This is a genomic window from Flavobacterium sp. HSC-61S13, assembly GCF_024171535.1.
Classification (GTDB): Bacteria; Bacteroidota; Bacteroidia; order Flavobacteriales; family Flavobacteriaceae; genus Flavobacterium.
In genome coordinates this window covers 1-22,029 of sequence record NZ_JALJZV010000006.1, presented here as the reverse complement: position 1 = coordinate 22,029, position 22,029 = coordinate 1, and the positions used below count along the sequence as shown (strand labels likewise).

Below are 22,029 nucleotides of genomic sequence, written 5' to 3'. Positions count from 1 at the left end.
GGGGGACTGAAAATATTCAAGACAAATCTACTGAAAATACATTATATTTGCTCTAATATGCAAAGAAATGTTTCCGTAATTATCAGTCACTATCACTCCCTTGAATGCCTTCAAAAAGTATTGTGGGGATATTGTACGCAAACCTATCGCAATTTTGAATTGATTATTGTGGTGCCTCGTCAATCAGAAATTGGTGTGGTAACCCTAATAGATGAAGTTAAAAATCTAGTGTTTTATCCTATTCACTTAATAGTTTCTGAATTGGAGTTACCGATGAAGGAAGTAAATGCCGTTGTAAACACGGACTACTTAGTTTTTACAAACGCTCAGGCAATCCCGCGACAAGATTTTGTTGCCAAACATTTACAGTATCGCGAACAGGGGTATTGGTTGCAGGGAAGTGCAGATTCGATCCCGAGAAACGTCTTTAACGAGATACAGAAAGAATCCATTTTTACAGGTGTTGCTTTTGAAAACCGATGGTTAAAGAAAAGAGGTGGACGACTGTCCTCGATAAACGATCCCTTGTATAATTGGGGGTGGAAGGCCGCTTTATGGGCTGCATTTACTTTTTCTAAACCGGTATTTAAAATTAATAACGCTTCTTTCTGGAAATCGGATTTGCGGTATTTGGAATCAGAAAGCTCAAACGAACTACAGCAGCATTTAGGCCGTGTAAAAAAGCTCAAAAGTAGAAACTTATCCTACAGAACTACGGTATTAACTTTTTGATAATCTCAGTGTTTATAATACAAAAACCCCATAATTTATTTGAAAATTATGGGGTTTTTTGATGTGTAAAAACAGTGATCTCCAGTCGATTGAATTTATTTTTCTACCGTTAGTTTGTTTTCTCTAACTCTTTTGTTGAAGGACTGTATATAAGCTTTTATGAAAGTTTCCATCTCTTTAAGTTGCTCTGGGTGCGATTCCATCAGGTTGGTTTTTAAAAGCGGGTCTGTCTTCCAATTAAAAAGTCCCAAACTTTTTTTACCATCAAAGGCTAAATAATAATCCCCCTTTTCATAATTGTAGACGTTGTCGAGATAATTAACCACAAAGTCTTTGTTGGATCGGTAGGATTTCCCATAACTAATGATTTTTGTATTCAACTGAAGGTAATCCATCAAACTAGGAAGTATGTCAATCTGTTGAAAGTTTTTCTCGACCACACCAACGAGCTCAGGATCTCCAGGCGCAAAAAATAAAATAGGAATTTTAAATTTTCCAATATTGTTTTTGTATTGTGGTTCCTCACCGAATGAAGAGGTATGATCGGAAGTGATGATAAAAATAGTTTCCTTATACCACGGCATAGTAGATGCGGTTTTAAAAAACTGTTTTAAAGCATAATCCGTATATGCAACCGACTCGTGTATGGGCGTAGTACCTTTGGGAAATTTGTTTTTGTACTTTTCGGGTATCGTAAAAGGTGCGTGCGATGATATCGTAAAGAGTGTAGCAAAAAAAGGCGCTTTAAATTGCTGGAGCTCTTTGGCGAAAAATTGTAAAAAATCTTCATCAAAAACACCCCATTTCCCATCAAATGATTCGGGACCTTTGTATTCATCTTTGCCATAATATTGATCAAAACCCGCTACATCGGCATATTGATCAAAATTTTGACTTCCATTAAAAGCACCGTGAAAGAAAGCAGTTTGATAACCGTGATCCTTTAAAATTTCTGGTAAGGCATATACTTTATTGACCGAATAACTCGATGAAATATAGCTGTTGTTCATCAAACTCGGTATACTTGAAATGGTAGACGGTACAGCGTCGATAGATAGTTTTCCGTTGGCAAAACCATTTTCAAAGAAATAACTTTTTTGAATTAAGGAATCTAGAAAAGGAGTTAATCCGCGTTGAATATTTTCACGCCCATAACTCTCTAAAATCAATAAAACTACATTTTTTTTATTTGGGGTTTCATGATGAAACTCCTGAATCGGATTAAAAATAGCATTACTTTCTTCATCGGAGAAAAAATGAACATCCTCTAACGTTTCTTTTTTACCGATGGTTTTAAGTACGGTAAAGGGCGTGTTCAGCACGAGGGCTGTAGTACCAATTTGACTGTAAGTCGACGCATCTACGATGCGTAAGGGTTTCTTTTGAAATCCACCACGACCGCATACAAACAAAACGGCAACGCTTAACAAGCAAATCCCTAAAGCACCCCACGTAAAGCGACTATTTACACTGCGGTAATTAATAGCCTTTAAAGAGAAACCGATAAGGATAGCAAATACCAACATCAAAACCGGTATTTGCCAGTAGTCGACAACAAACGATTGCAATAAACCCCAGATCTCGTTCTCCATACCACTTGCGGTAATCATCCCATAAGAACTGCGTCGACCTATAAACTTAAAATATTCAAAATCGATAAAGTTCAACGAGATGACAAAAGTATTGACGCAGTAAAAGCTGTATAGCAAAAACTTTTGATAAAACTTGTTCGTTTGAAAGGATCCTGGTACCAAATGCAATAAGGCAAACAGTAAATTGACATAGCCAATCACGGATAAGTCAAATCGCATACCGCCTAACCATACTTTCCAATCGAGCGAATCGACAAAAAAAGAATAATTATAAATGTAAAAGGCGATTCGACAGAGTTGATAAAAAAACAAAATCACCAACAGTCGTTTGGCAAAAAGTTTTAAACTAGATAGGGTTGTTGCATTCATTGCAAAAGTATTTATAAAAAAGAACAGCACGGATTTAAAGTGCTGTTCTTTGTAATTGTATAATATTAAACGGCTACGTTGTATTCTCGTAGTGCGTCGTTTAACGAAGTTTTTAAGTCAGTAGATGCTTTGCGTTGTCCGATGATTAAAGCACAAGGAACTTGAAATTCTCCAGCAGGAAATTTTTTGGTATACGAACCCGGTATTACCACCGCGCGTTCTGGAACATAACCCTTAGTTTCGATCGGCTCGTCACCGGTAACGTCGATGATTTTTGTCGATGCTGTCAAGACCACATTAGCGCCTAAAACGGCTTCTTTACCAACGCGAACGCCTTCAACTACAATACATCTTGAACCGAGAAAAGCGCCTTCTTCGATGATTACTGGAGCAGCTTGTAAGGGCTCTAATACTCCTCCGATGCCAACCCCACCACTAAGGTGAACATTTTTACCAATTTGAGCACAACTTCCTACTGTTGCCCAGGTGTCAACCATAGTACCTGCATCTACATAAGCGCCGATATTGACATACGAAGGCATTAAAATTACGCCTGAAGCTATAAATGCACCGTGTCTAGCAACGGCATTGGGAACAACGCGAATGCCTTTTGCAGCATAATCTCTCTTTAAGGGCATTTTGTCGTGATATTCAAAAATACCAATCTCCCATGTTTCCATTTTTTGAATCGGAAAATAGAGAACCACGGCCTTTTTTACCCATTCATTGATTTGCCAATCCTTACCTACAGGTTCTGCTACACGCAAACTACCTGAATCTACTAAATCAATAACTTGTCTGATGGCATCCTGAGTAGCGGTGTCTTGAAGTAGTTGTCTATCGTTCCAAGCGTTCTCTATGATAATCCTTAAATTTTCCATTTTTTATGTTTTTGCAAATATAAGAATTATAGGCGCATACAAAACCTTTTTTTAAAGCATATCAGGACAAGTATATTCCAAAAACTTCAAAAAAAAACAATCAGGAAATCTAAATTTTATTTTCAATATACCGATTGGTATTTTTATTATATTTGAACGACAAACAAAAACAGATGGATAAGGCTACGAGAACCAAAAACTTTATTGTAGAAAAAACGGCAAAGTTGTTTAATGTACAGGGATATGCCGGTACTTCAATTTCTGATATCACGTCGGCTACCGGCTTGACTAAGGGGAGTGTTTACGGAAATTTCACCAACAAGGAAGAAGTAGCTTTGGCAGCTTTCGATTATAACGTAAATCGCGTGTTTCAAGGCCTGAGGAAAACACAGTTGGCCGATAATTCCGCCCTAGAGAATCTAACGGCGCTGTTTAATTTCCATGTCGACCATTGGGGTGATATTGCGTTAAATGGTGGCTGCCCCTTGCTGAATGCAGCTGTGGAAGCCGACGACAACTTGCCTTTTTTGAGGGGAGTGGTGCAACATAGTTTTATACTTTGGGCCAATCGAATTGCTTTTATTATCGAAGACGGAGTTAAAAAAGGCGAATTTCAAGAGTCGATTAACTCGCAGCATTATGCCTATACCTTTATCATGTTGATACAAGGTGGCGTATTGCTTAACAAAATAACCAACGACCCTCAGCATATCGCCAAAGCTGTCGAGCGGATACAGCAGATTATTAAAGAAGAATTAGCAGTTTAAAATTTTTTTATATTTAAAAATACCGATCGGTATATTAATAATTATCATTATGAAAGAAGTATTTATAGTAGCGGCAAAAAGAACCCCAATCGGAGGATTGCTTGGTAATTTGTCAACATGTAGTGCACCGGAATTGGGAGCTATCGCGATTCGGGGAAGTTTGGCGGCTTTGGAAGTCGATCCTGAAGAGGTGTCAAGCGTTTACTTGGGAAATGGCTTAAGTGCTGGAATAGGGCAATCTCCAGCGCGACAAGCAGCTGTTTTAGCGGGTATTCCGTATGATAAAGATGCTACAACAATTAATAAAGTCTGTGCGTCGGGTTTAAAAGCGGCTGTGATTGGAGCACAACAAATTCAATTGGGTTTAGATCAATTGGTCGTTACTGGTGGTATGGAAAGCATGAGTAATGTGCCGCATTATACCCAGATCAGAAAGGGAAATAAATTAGGCCATTTATCACTGACTGATGGGATGATAAAAGATGGATTATGGGATGCTTATCACGATTTTCACATGGGAAATGCTGCCGAAATCGGTGTCAGACACTTTGGTTTTTCAAGAGAACAACTCGATGATTATGCGTTAAAATCCTATCAAAAAGCACAAAAGGCCACTTTAGAACACCGCTTCGATGACGAATTGATTTCAGTACCGGTCTACAAGGGCAAGGAACGAATTGACATTAGGGTAGATGAAGATATCTATAAAATTATTCCCGAAAAAATGCCCTTATTAAAACCGGCTTTTGAAGCAGATGGATTACTGACTGCGGCCAATTCAAGTAACATCAATGATGGCGCAGCCGTTTTGATACTAGCGAGTGCTGAAGTAGTAGCGGCACAACAATGGAGTCCCTTAGCGAAGATTATTGCGTATGCCGATGGGGCACAAGCACCAGAATGGTTTACCACAGCTCCAGCTATCTCTATAAAAAAAGCGTTATATCAAGCAAATTTAACCCTAAAAGATATTGATTTCTTTGAGATCAATGAAGCATATGCCTCGGTGATTTTGTCGCTTCAAAACCTTTTAAATTTGGATTTAGACCGCGTTAATATTCACGGTGGTGCTGTAGCATTAGGACATCCCATAGGAGCATCGGGAGCACGAATACTCGTTACCTTGACCCAAGTTTTAAAGCAGCAAAAGGCACGTTATGGATTGGCCTCTATCTGTAATGGCGGTGGGGGTTCTACAACGGTCATTATCGAAAACCTGCAACGCTAATGCGACAATTGGTGTAGTAAGGTCTTTATCTCACAGATCCACTGCTGAAAATCATTATCGAGATTATCGCTTCGTATTTAGTAATCGTCATGGCATTTTGTCGAGTTTTAAAATAAAAACTTCCGAATAGAAAATAATTTAAAAAAAGTTGGGTTTTTAGTAAAAAAGGTTTGATTATTGTAACTATTAAATTCAAAATATAAATAAAATGAATTATAAAATAATTGGAGCACTTACTGTAGTAGTTGCGTTGAGTTCTTGCAAACAAGAGGTAAAAGACACAGCTGCACTTTCTACCTCCCCAGCTGCAACGGAGTTATCAGAAGGAAAAACAACGGAATCCCACAAATTATTATATCAGCATATAAAAAACAACAATGAGTTAGTTTTGGATGTGGTCAGAGAAGGAGATTCGGTTCATGGAACTTTTATATACCATATCAGTGAGAAAGATAAAAATACAGGTACTATCAAAGGGGTTTTTGAAGGAGATCTTCTAATTGCGGAATATTTATTTATGTCGGAAGGAGTGACCTCCACTCGTCAGGTTGTTTTTAAAGTTGAAGACAATGCTTTATTAGAAGGGTATGGAGATATTGAAGAAAAAGAGGGAAAAGTCGTTTTTAAGGATGTTAACCAATTGAAATACAATCCACAGTTTAAACTGGAATTGGTTCCTCAAAGCGGTAGATAGGGGAAAGAAAATCATTTTATAATGAATTTAATACCAGCGTTGTAATCCTTTAAAAATACATTCAGATCATGCAAAAATATTTACGAACAGGGGCTTTATTAGGGCTATTGGTAACAACGATCTCGTTGCAGTCATGTGCTGCTCTTTGCAAAAAGAAAACACCGGCTACGGAGACTGAAATAGCCACTCAAAAGCATACCAAAATGAAAATCAATCAACCGCTTACGATTATGGATTTACGGATTTTAGATTCAGAAATGCTAACCGTAATTCCCAATGATTTTGAATCAATTATTCAATTGATGGAAAAAGCTAAATACGATAAAAAATGGAATGAAACGGCGATTATGGTTAAGATGAAAACGCCCGATTATAGTTTGGATTTAAAATCAGAAACCCAAGGCTCTCAAATGATTTCTTTTTGGGTCGACGGTGGTCGAATTAAAGTTGATGAAACCTGGTTTTTGATGAAACCTACGGATTCGAAAAACTTAGCCGATTTTTTGTCAAAATATAAAAACGCATTCAATAAATAACTGGAGTGTTTTAAACATGATCAATTCCTGCCGCTGTGAAATATTTCATGGCGGCATTTTTGTTTAAATTTTTTAAAATCTAAAAATCCCAAAGAGGCATTAAAGATGGAACTGTTGCGAAAAGGGCTATTTATTAAAATATTTATGGGGTGTTTGTCGCTGGTATTTTTTAAAAAATTCTATAAATGCACTATCACTTGAAAATTCCAAATCAAAAGCGGTTTCGCTAACATTCTTGCCTTCTGCTAACCATTCAATAGATTTTTGAAGCCGCCATTGCTGCCGCCAATCTTGATAAGTCATACCGGTTTCTTTTAAAAAGATTCGGCTAATAGTCTTTTCACTTGCGCCGACTTCTTTCGCAAATTCTTTTAGAAAGGACGGCAAGGATTTTCCCTGATTCCAAAGTTCTACATGCTGTTTTATTCGTGCATCTTGTGGCACCAACAGCGTTAAGTTTTGTTTTGGGGCACTATTGAATTCTTCCCAAAAAAGAGATAAGGTGTTTTTCTGTAATTCGATAGGCATATCCCAAGGCCAATATGAGATCCGTTCTATCAATTCCTTTAATAATCCATTGACATGTAATATAGCGAATGCTGAGGCATAGTCTGGAAGTACAGCTTTGTCAAAATAGATAGAACGATAGGCTACGACATTTCTCATCGTGATCCTGTGCGGAAATTGTGGAGGAATCCAAGCTGCCATGGTCGGAGGTAGTATGCTCTGTTGGTTATCGCTGGCAATAGTCATGCATCCGATAGGAGCAAACAAAAGTTGCGCTCTTTGGTGTTGATGCAACCCAGAATCATGACTTGTGAAATCGGAAGCAATTCCAATTACTGCTGCGTCAATCTGATCAGGATTAAAAATACTCTCTTGAGATAGAAATGCCATCTGTCTGTATTTCGATGTTTTATGTCTTAACATCATTACTAAGGTGGTAAATGTAAGTTTTACTTTTGTCAAAAAAAAATTAAAACAGAAATAAAAACGCCATGAAAACCCAACCCAAGTTGCTGTTACTAATTGTTCTAATCATGTTTCCTCAGTTTGTAGAAACTATATATAGCCCAGCCTTAACAAGTATTGCTACGGAATTTACAGTAACCGATGAAGAAGCATCGCAAACCATCTCAGTGTATTTTTTCGCTTTTGCAATTGGCGTGATTTTTTGGGGCATTGCCGCAGATCGAATTGGTAGAAGAAAGGCTATGATATACGGTTTAATAACGTATGGCATCGGATCTAGTCTTGCTTTAGGAGCTTCGCATTTTAGCGTAATCATGCTGGCTCGAATGATAGCTGCTTTTGGAATAGCGGTGGGTTCTGTGGTTACTCAAACTGTATTTAGAGATTTGTATGATAAAAAAGAACTTGGAAAAAAGTTCTCAGTTATAGGTATTGCACTTTCTATAAGTCCGGTAATTGGGCTACTAGTAGGAGGTATCATGGTAAAGGAATATGGCGTATCGGGTGTTTTTTCAACCCTGATTTTTTTGTCGATAGTGCTAGTAAGTGCTACCGTTAAATGGCTGCCAGAAACAAAAAAAGACTTAGGTACTACACCCGATTTAAAAGAGGTAATTGTTGCATTGCTCGGCGATAAATTAATTTGGTTAAGTGCTTTTTTGGTGGCAGTTTTTAATATTATGCTATTTAGTTACTATTCGATAGCGCCGTTTATTTTCAGTAAACTCGGTTATAGTTCCACAGAATTTGGATATAGTGGTGTCTTATTAGCCACGAGCTCATTGATGGGTGGGCTGATCAATAAAAAAATGGTTGACCAGAATATTTCGGCAACTGTCTTGATTGTTTTTGCTGCTGCTATTACGGCTGTCGGGGGTGTACTGACCTGGTTATTGCAAGACAGTTTATTTTTTTTATTGCCGATGATTTTTGTCGTTGTTGGATTTAGCCTTGCAATTCCTAATATTTTAAGCCAAGCTTTGGTTAAGTATACAGCGGTTGCGGGCACGGCGGGAGCTTTATTTGGTCTGATGTACTATTGTATGATAGCAGTGGGGCTCGCCGTGTCCGGATTTACTCAGAATCTCGGTCTCATACTTACCTTTTTGTCTGCTTTTGCTTTGATTCTAGCCCTAACATATAAAAAAGTAAACCGATAGCTCTATTGATATTCACTACGCAGTTAAGGGGGTTAAAGACGATTCTGATTTGCGCTATTTTGATGCTGAAACTCTGAGGGCTTCTTCAAATAGTTTCAGCATTTACGCTTGTCGTTACAACGGATTTTGACACTTTTATTCAGATTTAACACAGCGTTTTAGCGCTGTGTTTTTTTTGAATTATTCATAAAAAAACTGAAGGGCTTCCTCCACTTATTTACTAAGTTTGTACTATGGATAGATCAGCTAATAAAACGGCGGAGTTACTGTACTAATCATAACGTAATCTTTATCGATGGAGTCGACCATTTTTGTAAAAAGATGGTTGGTTAGAGGCTTGTTTGATAGCGATCTTGTTCTTGATAAAAAAGAGACATGGGTATAGGTGTCCAGGGAAGAAAATAGAAGCGTACAGTAAATATGAATACGATGAAACCGAACGGAGAACGGGCTCGCGCCGCAGTAATGATGATTTATGCTGTACTGATACTAGAGCTAATTACGGTAGTTTCTACTTATTTACAATATAACTTATTGGATAATTACGCACATGGCGTGGCATATACGGATGCACAATTGGAAAATAATGACTTGCGCGTACAATTGGTTATGCTTGTTTATTGGGTGTTTTTTGTTATGTCGGGTATCGTCTTTATCATGTGGTTTAGACGAGCGTATCACAATTTGCATCAGTTGGGGCGTCAGCTGCAATTTTCAGATACTTGGGCGGTCTGGTCGTGGTTTGTACCGATTTTAAGCTTTTTTCGCCCATTTGTGATCATGAAGGAACTCTTTAATACGAGCGAACTCGTATTGTACAAATCCGGAGTGAAAACAATTAAAAATTACCCTATGATCTATTTATCGCTATGGTGGGGATTGTGGTTGGTTGATAATTTTATGGTACAATTGCTAAAAAACATGGCTCCACTGGGGGATGAATTTGAACAATTGTATAATGAAAGTATGTTTTATATCGCTCAAAGTATCGTATCGATTTTTGCGGGTCTATTGCTTATCAAAATTATCAGAGCTTATGATAAGAGAGAACAGCTTTTGTATTCCCAAGTAGGGGGTAGACAGGTAGATGAATTATAGCGCATACACTTTAAAAGTTAAACGAATCGACGATTTAAAAATTCCTTTAAGGCTTGGAATCAACTGTTTTAAAAATCAAGCGAATGACGGTTTTGATTTTATGGGCTAGCATTTTAAAAGTGATCGGAACTTTTTGAGCGAAATATTTTTTATTTTTCGGATTAAAGTCCTTATTAATAGTCAGATTTGCAGTATTTTTGGTCCTTATATTGACCTATATTCTTATTTTTTATGAACTTAATTTACAAAGGCAAAACCAAAGATGTTTATAGCCTAGATCATCATCAAGTATTATTGAAATTTAAAGACGACGTTACTGGAGAAGATGGCGTATTTGATCCGGGTGCAAATACAATCGGATTGACGATTGATGGAGCAGGGAAATCAGGTTTGAAAATGACCCAATTTTTCTTCGAACGTTTGTCAGAATTGGGAATTGCTACCCACTATGTAAGTGCCGATTTGGATGAGGTTAGTATGGTCGTTAAAGAGGCTACCCCGTTTGGAAAAGGCTTAGAGGTTATTTGTAGATACCGTGCGGTTGGAAGTTTCTTAAGAAGATACGGAGCTTACTGTCAAGAAGGCGATCAGTTGGATTCTTTGGTTGAGGTTACCATTAAAGACGACGAAAGAGGGGATCCTACGATTTCTGAAGATACCCTTGAAATGTTAGGCATCTTATCGAAATCGGAATACCAAGAATTAAAAAAATTAACCAAACAAATCTGTGATATCATTAAAGCAGAATTGGCCAAAAAAGATTTGGAATTGTATGATATCAAATTGGAGTTTGGCCGCGATAAAGCCACTGGAGATTTGTTGTTAATCGATGAGATTTCAGGAGGTAATATGCGCGTATATAAAAACGGAATCTATATTGCTCCGATGGAGTTAGAAAAAGACTTTTTGGGAGCAAAATAGGCGTTGTCCTGATATTTTCTAAACCGGCTTATAAAATTAAAAAACCGCAGTTTTGATTAATCAAAACTGCGGTTTTTTTGTCGAAATGGTTTCATCATGAAAGGCGTCAGTTACTTCCATCCGCCGCCCAAAGCTCGGTATAGCTTAACCGTGGCTTGTAATTTTTGACCTTGATCATCAAGGTTTTTCAAAGCCGCTTGAAGCAGGTTTTGTTCCGCAGTTAATACATCGGTATAATTGGTGTTTTGGTGATGTAAAAACAATTCTTTATTAAACGCCACTGCTTGCGTTAATGCGGCCAATTGTTTCTTTCGAGTTTGCTCTTTTTGCATAGCGGTATCCAGTTCAAATAAAGCATTGGAAACCTCTCGACTTGCAATTAATAAAGTTTTCTCAAATTGATACAATGCTTGCTTTTGTCTAGACTTTGCGGTGGTTAAACGCGCCTTATTTACGCCTTTGTTAAATAGGGGTTGTGACAGTCCTCCGATAACAGATCCAAATAAACCCGCGCTGCCAAACCAGGGATCCAAAGTTAAACTCGAGAACCCTCCTGAAGCCGTGATGTTTAACGCCGGATAAAAATGAGTCCGCGCCATATTGGTTTCTTCAAATGCAATTCTAAAATGGAGCTCGGATACTTGTATATCGGGTCGGTTAGCTAAGAGCTGACTAGGAATTCCCGGTTTTAAATCATAAATTATCTGTTGACGCTCTAAGGTGTTTCTAATGATGCCCGATGGAGTACGTCCTAATAAGAGACACAGACTGTGTTCGGTCTCCTTTATTTTTTGTTCGATATCCGGTAGATCCAAGGCTACTTCATAATAACTCGCTTGACTTTGCACCACAGCTACGCCATTGAGGAGGGCATTTTGAAACAATAACGCTATACTTTCAGCATCCTCAGATCGATTTTTTGCGGTACGCTGCGTAATTACTAATTGTTCGTCCAACAGCAGTAATTGATAATAATGTGTTGCAATATCAGCAACGAGTTGGGTCTGCACGGCTCTTTTTGCCGCATCGCTAGCCAGCAGTTGAGCCATCGCAGCTCGTTTACTACTGCTTAATTTTCCCCAAATATCGATTTCCCAATTCGTATCCAATCCCCAATCGTATTGAGTGTTATTGCGCGGATTCCCAAAGCTTTGATAGGCGGGTAATTGATGCGGTTTAATACTCAAATTACTCGTTAATGACGGGTAGAAAGCTGATTTTTTTAATCGCAGATCCGCACGGGCTTCTATAATGCGCTCTAAGGCGATTTTAAGGTCTAGGTTGTTTGCTAGACCTTCTTTTATGAAATCTTGAAGTAAGGGGTCTGTAAACATCTCAGTCCAATTCATTGCAGCTGTGTTCACAGTGTCAGTTGGAATTCCCTGCGGTGATCGGAAACTTGCGGTTAAATCGCTTTTAGGACCGGTATATGGTCGGGTAATCTGACAAGAGCTCCAACTTCCCAATCCCACAAGCAGCAATAAGGTCGTTCTATAATATATGGTTTTCATAAATTTCGTTTTTTTGCGGTTTTGAAATATTTAACGGTGAATTATTTCAATATCCGAGGTGGATGAGTCGGTGATTTTACACCTGATATTTTTTCGTGTAATCCTTGAAATACAATGAATAAGATCGGAATCACAAAGATGCCAAATACAGTTCCGATCAACATACCACCAACAGCGGCAGTACCGATTGATCGGTTGCTTAAAGCACCCGCACCGGTGGCTAACATCAGGGGTATCAATCCAAAGATAAAAGCAAAAGAGGTCATCAAAATAGGCCTAAGTCGCGATTTTGCGCCGTAAATAGCAGACTGGGTTAACGTCCTTCCTTGTAGTCGGTGTACTAAGGCAAATTCAACGATTAAAATCGCGTTTTTTGCCAACAAGCCAATCAACATGATCAAGCTGATTTGTAGGAATATATTGTTGTCAACACCAAATAATTGAGCAAAAATAAAAGCACCTGCTAAACCAATCGGTAGTGACAGCAATACGGAAAAAGGCAGTATATAACTTTTGTATTGTGCACTCAAAAGGAAATAAATAAAAATCAGACAAAGTGAAAAAATCAAAATAGCTTGACTGGAACTCGATAGTTCCTCGCGAGTTAATCCAGAAAATTCATACGTATAACCCCGATCCAAGGTTTGTTCGGCAACTTCTTCAATGGCTTTTATAGCATCACCAGAACTATATCCTTCGTTGGGGATACCGGTGATCGTACTTGAAGTAAACAAATTAAAACGCTTGATGAATTCAGGTCCATTAGTTTTCTTTAAGGTGACCAATTCTGAAATGGGAACCATGTCGCCTTTTATCGTGCGAACGAAAATTTTATTGATGTCGTCTATTTTGGCTCTATGTTCAGCCTGGGATTGAATCATTACGCGATATTGTTTACCAAATCTGTTGATATCGGAGGCATAAACACCACCAAAATAACCTTGCATAGTGTTTAAAACGGTATTTACGCGAACGCCTACCGCTTTGCATTGCGCAACATTGACATGGATCTCTAATTCGGGAAAACCGATATTAAACGAACTGGTCGCGTAATTGATTTCTGGACGTTTGCTTAAAGCCGTAATAAATTGATCGATATTTTCGTTGAACGCGCCGTATGTGCCGCCGGTTTTATCTTGTAACTGTACTTCAAAACCGTTGCTGTTTCCAAATCCTTGTAAGGTCGGTGCAGCAAAGAAAATGATGTTTGCTCCTTGAATATGGGCTGTTTTTTGAAACAATTTTTGTACTACAGCTTCGGCATTCTGATCTTTGCCTGTGCGCTCCTTCCACGGTTTTAAACGAATAAATAAAGCGCCATAAGAACCGCCATAACCGTTGAGTAAATCCATTCCTGAAAGGGTGGATACCAGCTCGATCTCGGGAATGCTTTGTGCGATACTATCGATTTGATGTGCGATCTTTTCGGTTCGCTCTAATGTGGATGCCGGTGGTAGAACGACATTGCCTAAGATAGCGCCACTGTCTTCGTTGGGAACAAAGGCTGTTGGTGTTGTTTTTATTAAAACCCAAAACAACACTGCAAAGGCCGCAATACTCGTAAAAGCGATCCATTTTCTACGGATCAAAAAGCGAACGACACCGATATAACGATAGCTAACCACTTCGAAGGCCACATTAAATCCGGTAAAAAAACGCGGTAAAAATCCCGACGGTTTCTGAACTGTTGAATCATGCGGTTTGAGCAACAATGCGCACAATGCAGGGCTTAAAGTCAAGGCGTTTACAGCCGAAATCAATATCGCAACAGCTAGGGTTAATCCAAATTGTTTGTAAAAAACACCTGCTGATCCACTGATAAAGGTTACCGGTATAAAAACCGCCGACATAATTAACGTTATCGACACGATGGCACTACTGATTTCGCTCATAGCATGTAGGGTTGCTTTCTTGGCAGATCGCGCGCCCTGATCGAGTTTGGCATGTACCGCTTCAACCACAACTATAGCATCATCGACCACGATACCGATGGCCAGTACCAATGCGAACAAGGTCAATAAATTGATGGTAAAACCAAAGATTTTTAAAAAAAAGAAAGTACCTATAATGGCAACCGGTACGGCAATTGCCGGTATTAAAGTAGAGCGTAAATCCTGTAAAAAGATAAAAACAACGATAAAAACCAGGATAAAAGCTTCCATGATGGTGTAAACGACCTTTTCTATCGAAGCATCTAAAAAATCATTAGCATTTAGGAATGTGTGATAGGTGACACCAGGAGGGAAGTCCTTAGATGCCTCCTCTAGGATTTTTTCACAAGCAATGATTAATTCGCGCGCATTGGAACCAGAAATTTGACTAACCGCACCACCAGAAGAATGATGCCCTTGAGCAATCAAAGTGGTGGTGTAGTCCAAAGCTCCAAATTCGATATCTGCCACTTCTTTTAATCGTAAATAGTCACCTGCATAGCCCGTTTTTATTATGATGTCTTCAAACTGCACAGCATCTTCTAGTCGTCCCGTATACTTTAAAGCATATTGCAAAGAATTACGGCTGTTTTCACCGATTTTTCCGGGAGCAGCTTCGATGTTTTGTTCGTCTAAAGCCGTGATAATATCCTCTGGTATTAAACCATGTGTAGCCATCACATCGGGCTTGAGCCATATTCGCATCGAATACTCGTGATTGCCGTAAATTTGAGTTCCTCCAACGCCTTCAATACGCTTGATCTGAGGCATGATATTGATCCGCAAATAATTGTCTAAAAACTTTTGGTCGTATTGGCCATCTGTGCTGTACAGTAGAAAACTGAATGCCGTGCTGCTCAATTGCTTACTGGTAGTGATTCCAGCCTTAATAACTTCAGCAGGTAGTAAACTCGTTGCTTTGGTTACTTGATTTTGCACATTAACCGCTGCCATATCGGAATTGGTTCCCTGTTTAAAAAATATTGTTATGGTGGCGCTACCGTCATTACCGGCTGTTGAGGTCATATAGGTCATGTTCTCAACCCCGTTAATTTGTTCTTCCAAGGGCGCTATCACGCTTTTCATAACCACTTCAGCATTGGCCCCTTGGTAATTCGCTGTTACAACCACAGTAGGCGGGGCTATTTCAGGATATTGTGAAATGGGAAGTGAAAACAAACCCAATATACCGAGTAAAACGATTATAATGGATATCACTGTGGATAAGACCGGATTCTCTATAAATTTTCTTAACATATCGTTCGGTTTTTATTGTTCGGAATGAGTAGTAGGGCGAATCGTCATACCAGTTCTAAGTGTTCCTAGACCATCAGTGACAACGATATCACCAACTTTCAACCCCTTTTGGACAATGTATTCTTGTTCAGTTGAAGTAGGTAAAACCTCAATTTCAATTGGAGTGACTTGGTTATTGGGGGCCATTTGATAGACAAAATAATTGCCTTGAATCTCAAAAACCGCTTTCTTAGGAAGTAATAAGGCCGCTTCTAACTGCGTTGGAATTTTTAATACGGCACTTGCGCCACTCCATAAAAATCCTTGAGGATTTGGAAAAAGGGCTCGAAAATTAGCCGACCCGGTTTGTGCATTTAAAACACCGCTCAAACTCTGTATTTTCCCCGTTAACTCATAGTCCGCACCATCAGAAGTAACTAAAGTCACTGCAGGCATGCTTTTTAATTTCTCTGAAAGCGTTGTACCGGGATATGGGGCTAAAAAGCGATTCAGTTGTTGCTGATTGACAGCAAAATGCGCGTAAACTTGCTTGGTGTTGGCTATGGTAGTCAACGCCAGGTCAGAACTACTTTGCACCAAAGCACCTTTCTTAAAAGGTAAGCGACCAACTACACCATCAATGGGGCTGACGATTTGAGTGAATGCCAATTGAGACTGAGCATCTGAAAGTGCGGATTTGGCTTGTATTAATTCGGCTTTTTTAACCCGTTCCAGATTTTTAGCTGTAGTGAGTTCAAAGGAATTGACTATGTTTTTTTCGACCAAAACTTGTGTCCTTTGAACTTGTAAATGAGCGGTTTCCAAGGCCGCTTCAATAGCGGAAATAGCCGCCTTACGTTGGTTGACGTCTTGAATAAATTGATTGGCATCAATCCTAAATAACTTTTGTCCCATCCGGACTTGCTGACCCTCATCTACAAAGACCTGCTCGATATATCCATCAATTTTAGAACGGACCTCTACGGTTTCTAAACCTTCTAAAGTAGTCGGGAATTCGACATACAGCACCGTTTTCTGTGCCGTTAATTGAAGCGTCGGATAAGACGCTGCTACAGGCTCTGTTGACGTTTTGGATTGATCACAAGACAGCCAAGCTAGGGCGACAATTAATAATAAATAAAAGGAGTTTTTTTTCATGGTGTACAGTATTAAAAATATAGGTAAAAGGCTATGAGTGTATTAAACAAAACCCTAAACAATCCGTCATTTTAGTAGTGACTAATAGACATAGGTGTCCTGCTCCCCGCTCAAACCTGTTTTTGGGGTTGGGGATGCTTGCAACAACTGCAGTTGTGAAAATTAAATTTTCAGGATATTAAGAAGATGATCAGCGCTTGAGTATATTCCAATACGGAACAACCACAGTGAAAACAATACTGCTAATGAGATTAGGACTATTGGAATACGCTAATTGAGGGGCTTTTAAAAACATAAAAATAAATCTTAGCATTTTTATATAGTTGGATCAAGTTGAATAATCGGAAGTGCCGACTCCAAATTATAGATTTTGATATCTGAGACAAAAGTAGTACTTTTACATAATAAAACAATCAAATACTTGTTTTATTATTTTATGGCTACAAATCGAATTTTAATGTTACTAAAAATGCGAGGTCCATTAACGGCTCTCGATATCGCCTCTGAATTAAAGATAACCAAAGAAGGAGTTCGTTTACAGTTGGTTAAGTTTTTAGAGGAAGGCTTAATTGAGGTAGAGAAGGAATCAAAAGGTGTGGGGCGGCCGCAGAAGTTTTATACGATTTCAGATTATGGAAACACCAAATTTCCAGATACCCATGCAGAACTAACCGTTAAATTGCTGTCGATTATTAAGGAATCGATGGGGGATGAGGCCATGCAAATGGTGATCAATATCAACGAAGCTAGTGGAAAGAAACGATATCACGAAGAAATCGATCCCTTACCCGATCTGGAGTCCAAAATTCAGAGTTTGGTTAATATACGTTCGAAAGAGGGGTATATGGCGGAATATGCCAAGAATGATGAAGGTTATATGTTGATAGAGAATCACTGTCCAATTTGTGCCGCAGCTACGGTTTGTCAAGGATTCTGCGCTTCGGAACTACAAATTTTCAGGTCGGTTTTAGGGGAGTCTGTATCGATTTACAGAACGGACCACATCATATCTGGGGCTCGACGTTGTGCTTATCAAATCACAGTGGTTTAATACCGTTTTTTGGTCTGTTTACATGGAATTCTGAGATTTTCCGTAATAATGTTTGCGATTTTGGTAAAAACACTACCGTTGTTGGTAAAAAGAGATTACCTTTAAAAAAATATAAAGATGGTATATACTTATAAAACCTCGCAACAATTAAATTGTACACTTGCAGAGGCTTGGAATTTTTTCTCTTCCGCAAATAACCTCTCTGAAATTACTCCACCAGATATGAACTTTACGGTACTGTCTGAATTTGAAAATGATGAGATCTTTAAAGGAATGAAAATTGATTATACCGTCTCGCCTTTATTTCATATTCCTCTTAAATGGCAAACAGAAATTATTCAAGTTGATTTTCAAAAGAGCTTCACGGACTTTCAGAATAAGGGACCTTATAAGTTATGGTCTCATCATCATGTTTTTGAATCCAATGCAGACGGGGTTCTAATGACCGATCATATTGATTATGAGTTGCCCTTGGGTATTTTAGGAACTTGGGCACATTCAATCTTGGTCAAGAAAAAAATCGAACGTATTTTTGAATACCGTCGCATCAAACTCAAACAATTGTTTTCATAATTAAAAAGCAACACACAGCACTGCTCGTTCATTATTGCTTGTTAGATACTTAATTTTTCTTTCTTTCTGATGTGGCAATGGGAGTTGCTGGCATGGGTCTTTTTGATTCCTTTTCTTTGATCTCTATAATGAGATTTCTTTCCTTTTTAAATTTATCCGCTATGAAAGAACCTAACGACTTATTCGTTAAGGTTGTTTTTGTATATATTAACTTTTTGCCTAAAAATTAAGGTAAATAAGTTAATATGTTGTGATTTAGTCAAATCTAACAACATTTTTTTTTTAAAGTACAAAGAGTACTATTTTTTTAGATTTCGCTGCTTTTCCCCTCATCTTATCCATACTAAACCGCGAGACTTTTTATTCGAGATTTATCTTGCTATATAAAGTGATTTCAATGTTTTTTAACTCCTACAGCCTTTTTTCATGGAGATACTTGTCATGGGTACAGCTTGTTAGCATATTTTATATTGTACCATTTTACGAAATGAAAAAGTGTCTTATCGTTTTGTTTTTATACTTTTTTGAAATATAGGGGCACAATATGACGCCGTATATTTGCAAAAGAAATATTTATATAATATAAATGTAGGTTCTTTGATTAATGCGAATTAATAACATTTTATTGTTAAAACACATGGTTAACAGGTGGTTTATGCCTGATGATGTGAGATAACTTTATTTTTTATTGATTTATTGGGTTTAGGTATTTTTTTATTAAAATATTGATAAATCTTTTTTATGTGTTAAATGAGTGTTTTTATTTATTAAAGATCGTTAAAATCTAAATAGCACATAAATAATGGTAACGCGAGTTTATTTTGGCTTAGTGGTCTTAATAAAATTGTTTGATGATGCGGCAAGTTTCGTATTTGCGAATAAATGTTAAACAAAGTGAAAAGTGGTCCTGATGACTGCAAATAAGATCTTGTAAAACATTTATCTAGTTTGAAAATAGATTAAGAATAAATTAAAATCATTTAAAGATGAAAAGAAAATTACTTCCATTAGCGGCTCTTTTTATTAGTGGTGTCACCTACTCTCAAGTTGGTGTTGGTACTTTAACACCAAATAAGTCTGCGCAGATCGAAATCGTGTCCTCCAATCGAGGAATGTTAATTCCACGTGTAGCCTTGCAGAGCCCTGCAGATGTTACAACAATTTCCGCGGGCAATGTTGAAAGTTTATTGGTATACAATACTACTGCTAACACTTTAATTACTCCTGGTTACTATTATTGGTTTGACAAAAAATGGGTGCGTTTAGTTAGTAACGCTGATGCTTCGAACTTAAACAATACAACCAACGTCATGTTGAGTGTGGTAGGTAAAGATCTAGTCCTACGTGATAGCGATGGTAATATAGTTTCTGTGCCTTTAGCAGATATTAATGCTTCTGATATTGTAACTACCTTAATTAATAACGGTGGTGCAACCTATACCTATACATCTGAAGATGGAACTAAAACAGTAATTGATGTACCAGCAGATGTAATCAATAATTTTGAAGAAATTATCCAAGACAATACCGTTTTAGAACAGTTAATCAAATATTTAACCAATACCTATATAGGAGGTAACGTATATTACGACGGAAATAAATTCAGTTATGTGGATATCCACGGGGTTAAACACGATATCACTTTTGCTGACATCGTTCAAATGAACGAAACCCTAACGATTTTGGCTTTCAATCAAGCTACTGGTATCTTAACGTACCAAGATGAGAAGAAAAACATCACGAGTATTGATATTAAAAGTGCGATAGACAGCTTTGAAACGATCACGACTTTGACAGCGGATTACAATGCAGGTACGATCACCTATCTAAACGAAGCGAATAATCCAGTAACGGTTGACATCAAAGCGATGGTTGCAGCTGGAGCGGAAACGATCACTACTTTGATCAACAACGGTAAAGGTAAATATACCTATACTTCTGAAGATGGAACTAAAACAGTAATCGATGTACCAGCAGATGTAATCAACAATTTCGAAGAAATCATCCAAAATACTACGGTCTTAGAACAATTGATTACGTATTTGACCAATACTTATGTAGGAGGTAACGTGTATTACGACGGAACTCAATTTACCTATGTAGACAAACAAGGAAATGTGCATGTAATCAACTTCGCGGATATCGTACAAATGAACGAAACCCTAACGATTTTGGCTTTCAATCAAGCTACTGGTATCTTAACGTACCAAGATGAGAAGAAAAACATCACTGCTTTAGATATTAAAACTGCGATTGTAAATTTCGAAACCATCACTACCTTAACCCCAGATTATAACGCAGGTACGATCACCTATCTAAACGAGGCGGGTAATTCAGTAACGGTTGACATCAAAGCGATGGTTGCAGCCGGAGCGGAAACCATCACTACTTTAATCAACAACGGAGACGGTACTTATACCTATACTTCAGAAAACGGAACGATTACCAAAATTGATATCCCAGCAGATGTGATCAACAATTTTGAAGAAATCATCCAAAATACTACGGTCTTAGAACAATTGATTACGTATTTGACCAATACTTATGTAGGAGGTAACGTGTATTACGACGGAACTCAATTTACCTATGTAGACAAACAAGGAAATGTGCATGTAATCAACTTCGCGGATATCGTACAAATGAACGAAACCCTAACGATTTTGGCTTTCAATCAAGCTACTGGTATCTTAACGTACCAAGATGAGAAGAAAAACATCACTGCTTTAGATATTAAAACTGCGATTGTAAATTTCGAAACCATCACTACCTTAACCCCAGATTATAACGCAGGTACGATCACCTATCTAAACGAGGCGGGTAATTCAGTAACGGTTGACATCAAAGCGATGGTTGCAGCCGGAGCGGAAACGATCACTACTTTAATCAACAACGGAGACGGTACTTATACCTATACTTCAGAAAACGGAACGATTACCAAAATTGATATCCCAGCAGATGTGATCAACAATTTTGAAGAAATCATCCAAAATACTACGGTCTTAGAACAATTGATTACGTATTTGACCAATACCTATGTAGGAGGTAACGTATATTACGACGGAACTCAATTTACTTATGTAGACAAACAAGGAAATACTCATATCATCAATTTCGCAGACATTGTTCAAGCGAATGAAACCTTGACGATTTTAGCTTACAACCAAGCTACGGGTATCTTAACCTATAGCGATGAGAAGAAAAACATCACGGCTTTAGATATTAAAGGTGCGATCAGCAATTTCGAAACCATCACTACCTTAACCCCAGATTATAACGCAGGTACGATCACCTATCTTAACGAAGCGGGTACTTCAGTAACGGTAAACATCAAAGCGATGGTTGCAGCCGGAGCGGAAACCATCACTACTTTAATCAACAACGGAGACGGTACTTATACCTATACTTCAGAAAACGGAACGATTACCAAAATTGATATCCCAGCAGATGTAATCAACAATTTCGAAGAGATCATTCAAAATACTACGGTATTAGAACAATTGATTACGTATTTGACCAATACCTATGTAGGAGGTAACGTATATTACGACGGAACTCAATTTACTTATGTAGACAAACAAGGAAATACTCATATCATCAATTTCGCCGACATCGTTCAAGC

17 protein-coding genes are annotated in these 22,029 nt (G+C 38.1%); 11 read left to right on the top strand and 6 right to left on the bottom strand.

Annotated elements, in window-relative coordinates; all coding sequences use genetic code 11:
• The first annotated feature begins 57 nt into the window (after window positions 1-57).
• Window positions 58-732 carry a hypothetical protein gene (locus tag L1275_RS07325; RefSeq protein WP_253471351.1) on the top strand — a complete coding sequence of 225 codons (675 nt, stop codon included), beginning with the start codon at window positions 58-60 and terminating at the stop codon, window positions 730-732.
• 95 nt (window positions 733-827) lie between these two features.
• Here the strand turns inward: L1275_RS07325 and L1275_RS07320 are convergent, their stop codons facing one another.
• Together L1275_RS07320 and L1275_RS07315 are read right to left on the bottom strand one after the other, a co-directional pair.
• Complete coding sequence (locus L1275_RS07320) at window positions 828-2,693, bottom strand: LTA synthase family protein (RefSeq protein WP_253471349.1); 1,866 nt, start codon at window positions 2,691-2,693, stop codon at window positions 828-830.
• Between the two features lie 65 nt (window positions 2,694-2,758).
• A complete protein-coding gene (locus L1275_RS07315) occupies window positions 2,759-3,574 on the bottom strand; it encodes a 2,3,4,5-tetrahydropyridine-2,6-dicarboxylate N-succinyltransferase (RefSeq protein WP_253471347.1) in 816 nt (271 codons plus the stop codon).
• 173 nt (window positions 3,575-3,747) lie between these two features.
• Here L1275_RS07315 and L1275_RS07310 point away from each other — a divergent pair, with 173 nt between their 5' ends.
• The 4 genes from L1275_RS07310 (at window position 3,748) to L1275_RS07295 (ending at window position 6,799) form a co-directional block, all read left to right on the top strand.
• Window positions 3,748-4,341, top strand: coding sequence for a TetR/AcrR family transcriptional regulator (locus L1275_RS07310; protein WP_253471345.1), 594 nt, complete (start codon window positions 3,748-3,750; stop codon window positions 4,339-4,341).
• 49 nt (window positions 4,342-4,390) lie between these two features.
• Entirely contained in the window at window positions 4,391-5,569 is a 1,179-nt protein-coding gene (locus L1275_RS07305; RefSeq protein ID WP_253471343.1) for an acetyl-CoA C-acyltransferase, read from the top strand.
• A gap of 208 nt (window positions 5,570-5,777) precedes the next feature.
• Entirely contained in the window at window positions 5,778-6,263 is a 486-nt protein-coding gene (locus L1275_RS07300; RefSeq protein WP_253471341.1) for a hypothetical protein, read from the top strand.
• Window positions 6,264-6,331: 68 nt separating this feature from the next.
• Window positions 6,332-6,799 (top strand): hypothetical protein, encoded by a 468-nt coding sequence (locus L1275_RS07295; protein ID WP_253471340.1) that lies wholly within the window; start codon window positions 6,332-6,334, stop codon window positions 6,797-6,799.
• A gap of 126 nt (window positions 6,800-6,925) precedes the next feature.
• Here L1275_RS07295 and L1275_RS07290 read toward each other — a convergent pair whose 3' ends face one another.
• Window positions 6,926-7,732 carry a helix-turn-helix transcriptional regulator gene (locus L1275_RS07290; RefSeq protein ID WP_371923453.1) on the bottom strand — a complete coding sequence of 269 codons (807 nt, stop codon included), beginning with the start codon at window positions 7,730-7,732 and terminating at the stop codon, window positions 6,926-6,928.
• Between the two features lie 65 nt (window positions 7,733-7,797).
• On the opposite strand from L1275_RS07290, the gene L1275_RS07285 reads away from it, so the two are divergent.
• From L1275_RS07285 to L1275_RS07275, 3 genes are all read left to right on the top strand, one after another.
• Window positions 7,798-8,931 (top strand): multidrug effflux MFS transporter, encoded by a 1,134-nt coding sequence (locus tag L1275_RS07285; protein WP_253471338.1) that lies wholly within the window; start codon window positions 7,798-7,800, stop codon window positions 8,929-8,931.
• 429 nt (window positions 8,932-9,360) lie between these two features.
• The gene (locus tag L1275_RS07280) at window positions 9,361-10,029 is read left to right on the top strand and encodes a DUF4328 domain-containing protein (protein ID WP_253471336.1); all 669 of its coding nucleotides are present in this window, start codon (window positions 9,361-9,363) and stop codon (window positions 10,027-10,029) included.
• A gap of 231 nt (window positions 10,030-10,260) precedes the next feature.
• Window positions 10,261-10,950 carry a phosphoribosylaminoimidazolesuccinocarboxamide synthase gene (locus tag L1275_RS07275; RefSeq protein ID WP_253471334.1) on the top strand — a complete coding sequence of 230 codons (690 nt, stop codon included), beginning with the start codon at window positions 10,261-10,263 and terminating at the stop codon, window positions 10,948-10,950.
• Between the two features lie 110 nt (window positions 10,951-11,060).
• Here the strand turns inward: L1275_RS07275 and L1275_RS07270 are convergent, their stop codons facing one another.
• Genes L1275_RS07270 through L1275_RS07260 form a run of 3 tightly spaced genes read right to left on the bottom strand, consistent with a single transcriptional unit; the run spans window position 11,061 to window position 16,786 of the window.
• A complete protein-coding gene (locus tag L1275_RS07270) occupies window positions 11,061-12,461 on the bottom strand; it encodes an efflux transporter outer membrane subunit (RefSeq protein ID WP_253471332.1) in 1,401 nt (466 codons plus the stop codon).
• Window positions 12,462-12,502: 41 nt separating this feature from the next.
• A complete protein-coding gene (locus tag L1275_RS07265; RefSeq protein ID WP_253471330.1) occupies window positions 12,503-15,649 on the bottom strand; it encodes an efflux RND transporter permease subunit in 3,147 nt (1,048 codons plus the stop codon).
• Between the two features lie 12 nt (window positions 15,650-15,661).
• On the bottom strand, window positions 15,662-16,786 hold the full coding sequence (locus L1275_RS07260) for an efflux RND transporter periplasmic adaptor subunit (protein WP_253471328.1): 1,125 nt from the start codon (window positions 16,784-16,786) through the stop codon (window positions 15,662-15,664).
• 457 nt (window positions 16,787-17,243) lie between these two features.
• Here L1275_RS07260 and L1275_RS07255 point away from each other — a divergent pair, with 457 nt between their 5' ends.
• From L1275_RS07255 to L1275_RS07245, 3 genes are all read left to right on the top strand, one after another.
• Window positions 17,244-17,837: a metalloregulator ArsR/SmtB family transcription factor gene (locus L1275_RS07255; protein WP_253471327.1), complete on the top strand. Its 594-nt coding sequence runs from the start codon at window positions 17,244-17,246 to the stop codon at window positions 17,835-17,837.
• Window positions 17,838-17,954: 117 nt separating this feature from the next.
• Window positions 17,955-18,410 carry an SRPBCC family protein gene (locus L1275_RS07250; protein WP_253471326.1) on the top strand — a complete coding sequence of 152 codons (456 nt, stop codon included), beginning with the start codon at window positions 17,955-17,957 and terminating at the stop codon, window positions 18,408-18,410.
• Between the two features lie 986 nt (window positions 18,411-19,396).
• A partial coding sequence (locus L1275_RS07245) for a hypothetical protein (RefSeq protein WP_253471325.1) occupies window positions 19,397-22,029 on the top strand: 2,633 nt, incomplete at its 3' end.

Excerpts from the sequence above, each read along its gene's own strand:
- L1275_RS07325 (WP_253471351.1), top strand. The coding sequence starts at position 58 with ATGCAAAGAAATGTTTCCGTAATTATCAGTCACTATCACTCCCTTGAA.
- L1275_RS07320 (WP_253471349.1), bottom strand. The coding sequence starts at position 2,693 with ATGAATGCAACAACCCTATCTAGTTTAAAACTTTTTGCCAAACGACTG.
- L1275_RS07315 (WP_253471347.1), bottom strand. The coding sequence starts at position 3,574 with ATGGAAAATTTAAGGATTATCATAGAGAACGCTTGGAACGATAGACAA.
- L1275_RS07310 (WP_253471345.1), top strand. The coding sequence starts at position 3,748 with ATGGATAAGGCTACGAGAACCAAAAACTTTATTGTAGAAAAAACGGCA.
- L1275_RS07305 (WP_253471343.1), top strand. The coding sequence starts at position 4,391 with ATGAAAGAAGTATTTATAGTAGCGGCAAAAAGAACCCCAATCGGAGGA.
- L1275_RS07300 (WP_253471341.1), top strand. The coding sequence starts at position 5,778 with ATGAATTATAAAATAATTGGAGCACTTACTGTAGTAGTTGCGTTGAGT.
- L1275_RS07295 (WP_253471340.1), top strand. The coding sequence starts at position 6,332 with ATGCAAAAATATTTACGAACAGGGGCTTTATTAGGGCTATTGGTAACA.
- L1275_RS07290 (WP_371923453.1), bottom strand. The coding sequence starts at position 7,732 with ATGATGTTAAGACATAAAACATCGAAATACAGACAGATGGCATTTCTA.
- L1275_RS07285 (WP_253471338.1), top strand. The coding sequence starts at position 7,798 with ATGAAAACCCAACCCAAGTTGCTGTTACTAATTGTTCTAATCATGTTT.
- L1275_RS07280 (WP_253471336.1), top strand. The coding sequence starts at position 9,361 with ATGAAACCGAACGGAGAACGGGCTCGCGCCGCAGTAATGATGATTTAT.
- L1275_RS07275 (WP_253471334.1), top strand. The coding sequence starts at position 10,261 with ATGAACTTAATTTACAAAGGCAAAACCAAAGATGTTTATAGCCTAGAT.
- L1275_RS07270 (WP_253471332.1), bottom strand. The coding sequence starts at position 12,461 with ATGAAAACCATATATTATAGAACGACCTTATTGCTGCTTGTGGGATTG.
- L1275_RS07265 (WP_253471330.1), bottom strand. The coding sequence starts at position 15,649 with ATGTTAAGAAAATTTATAGAGAATCCGGTCTTATCCACAGTGATATCC.
- L1275_RS07260 (WP_253471328.1), bottom strand. The coding sequence starts at position 16,786 with ATGAAAAAAAACTCCTTTTATTTATTATTAATTGTCGCCCTAGCTTGG.
- L1275_RS07255 (WP_253471327.1), top strand. The coding sequence starts at position 17,244 with ATGTTACTAAAAATGCGAGGTCCATTAACGGCTCTCGATATCGCCTCT.
- L1275_RS07250 (WP_253471326.1), top strand. The coding sequence starts at position 17,955 with ATGGTATATACTTATAAAACCTCGCAACAATTAAATTGTACACTTGCA.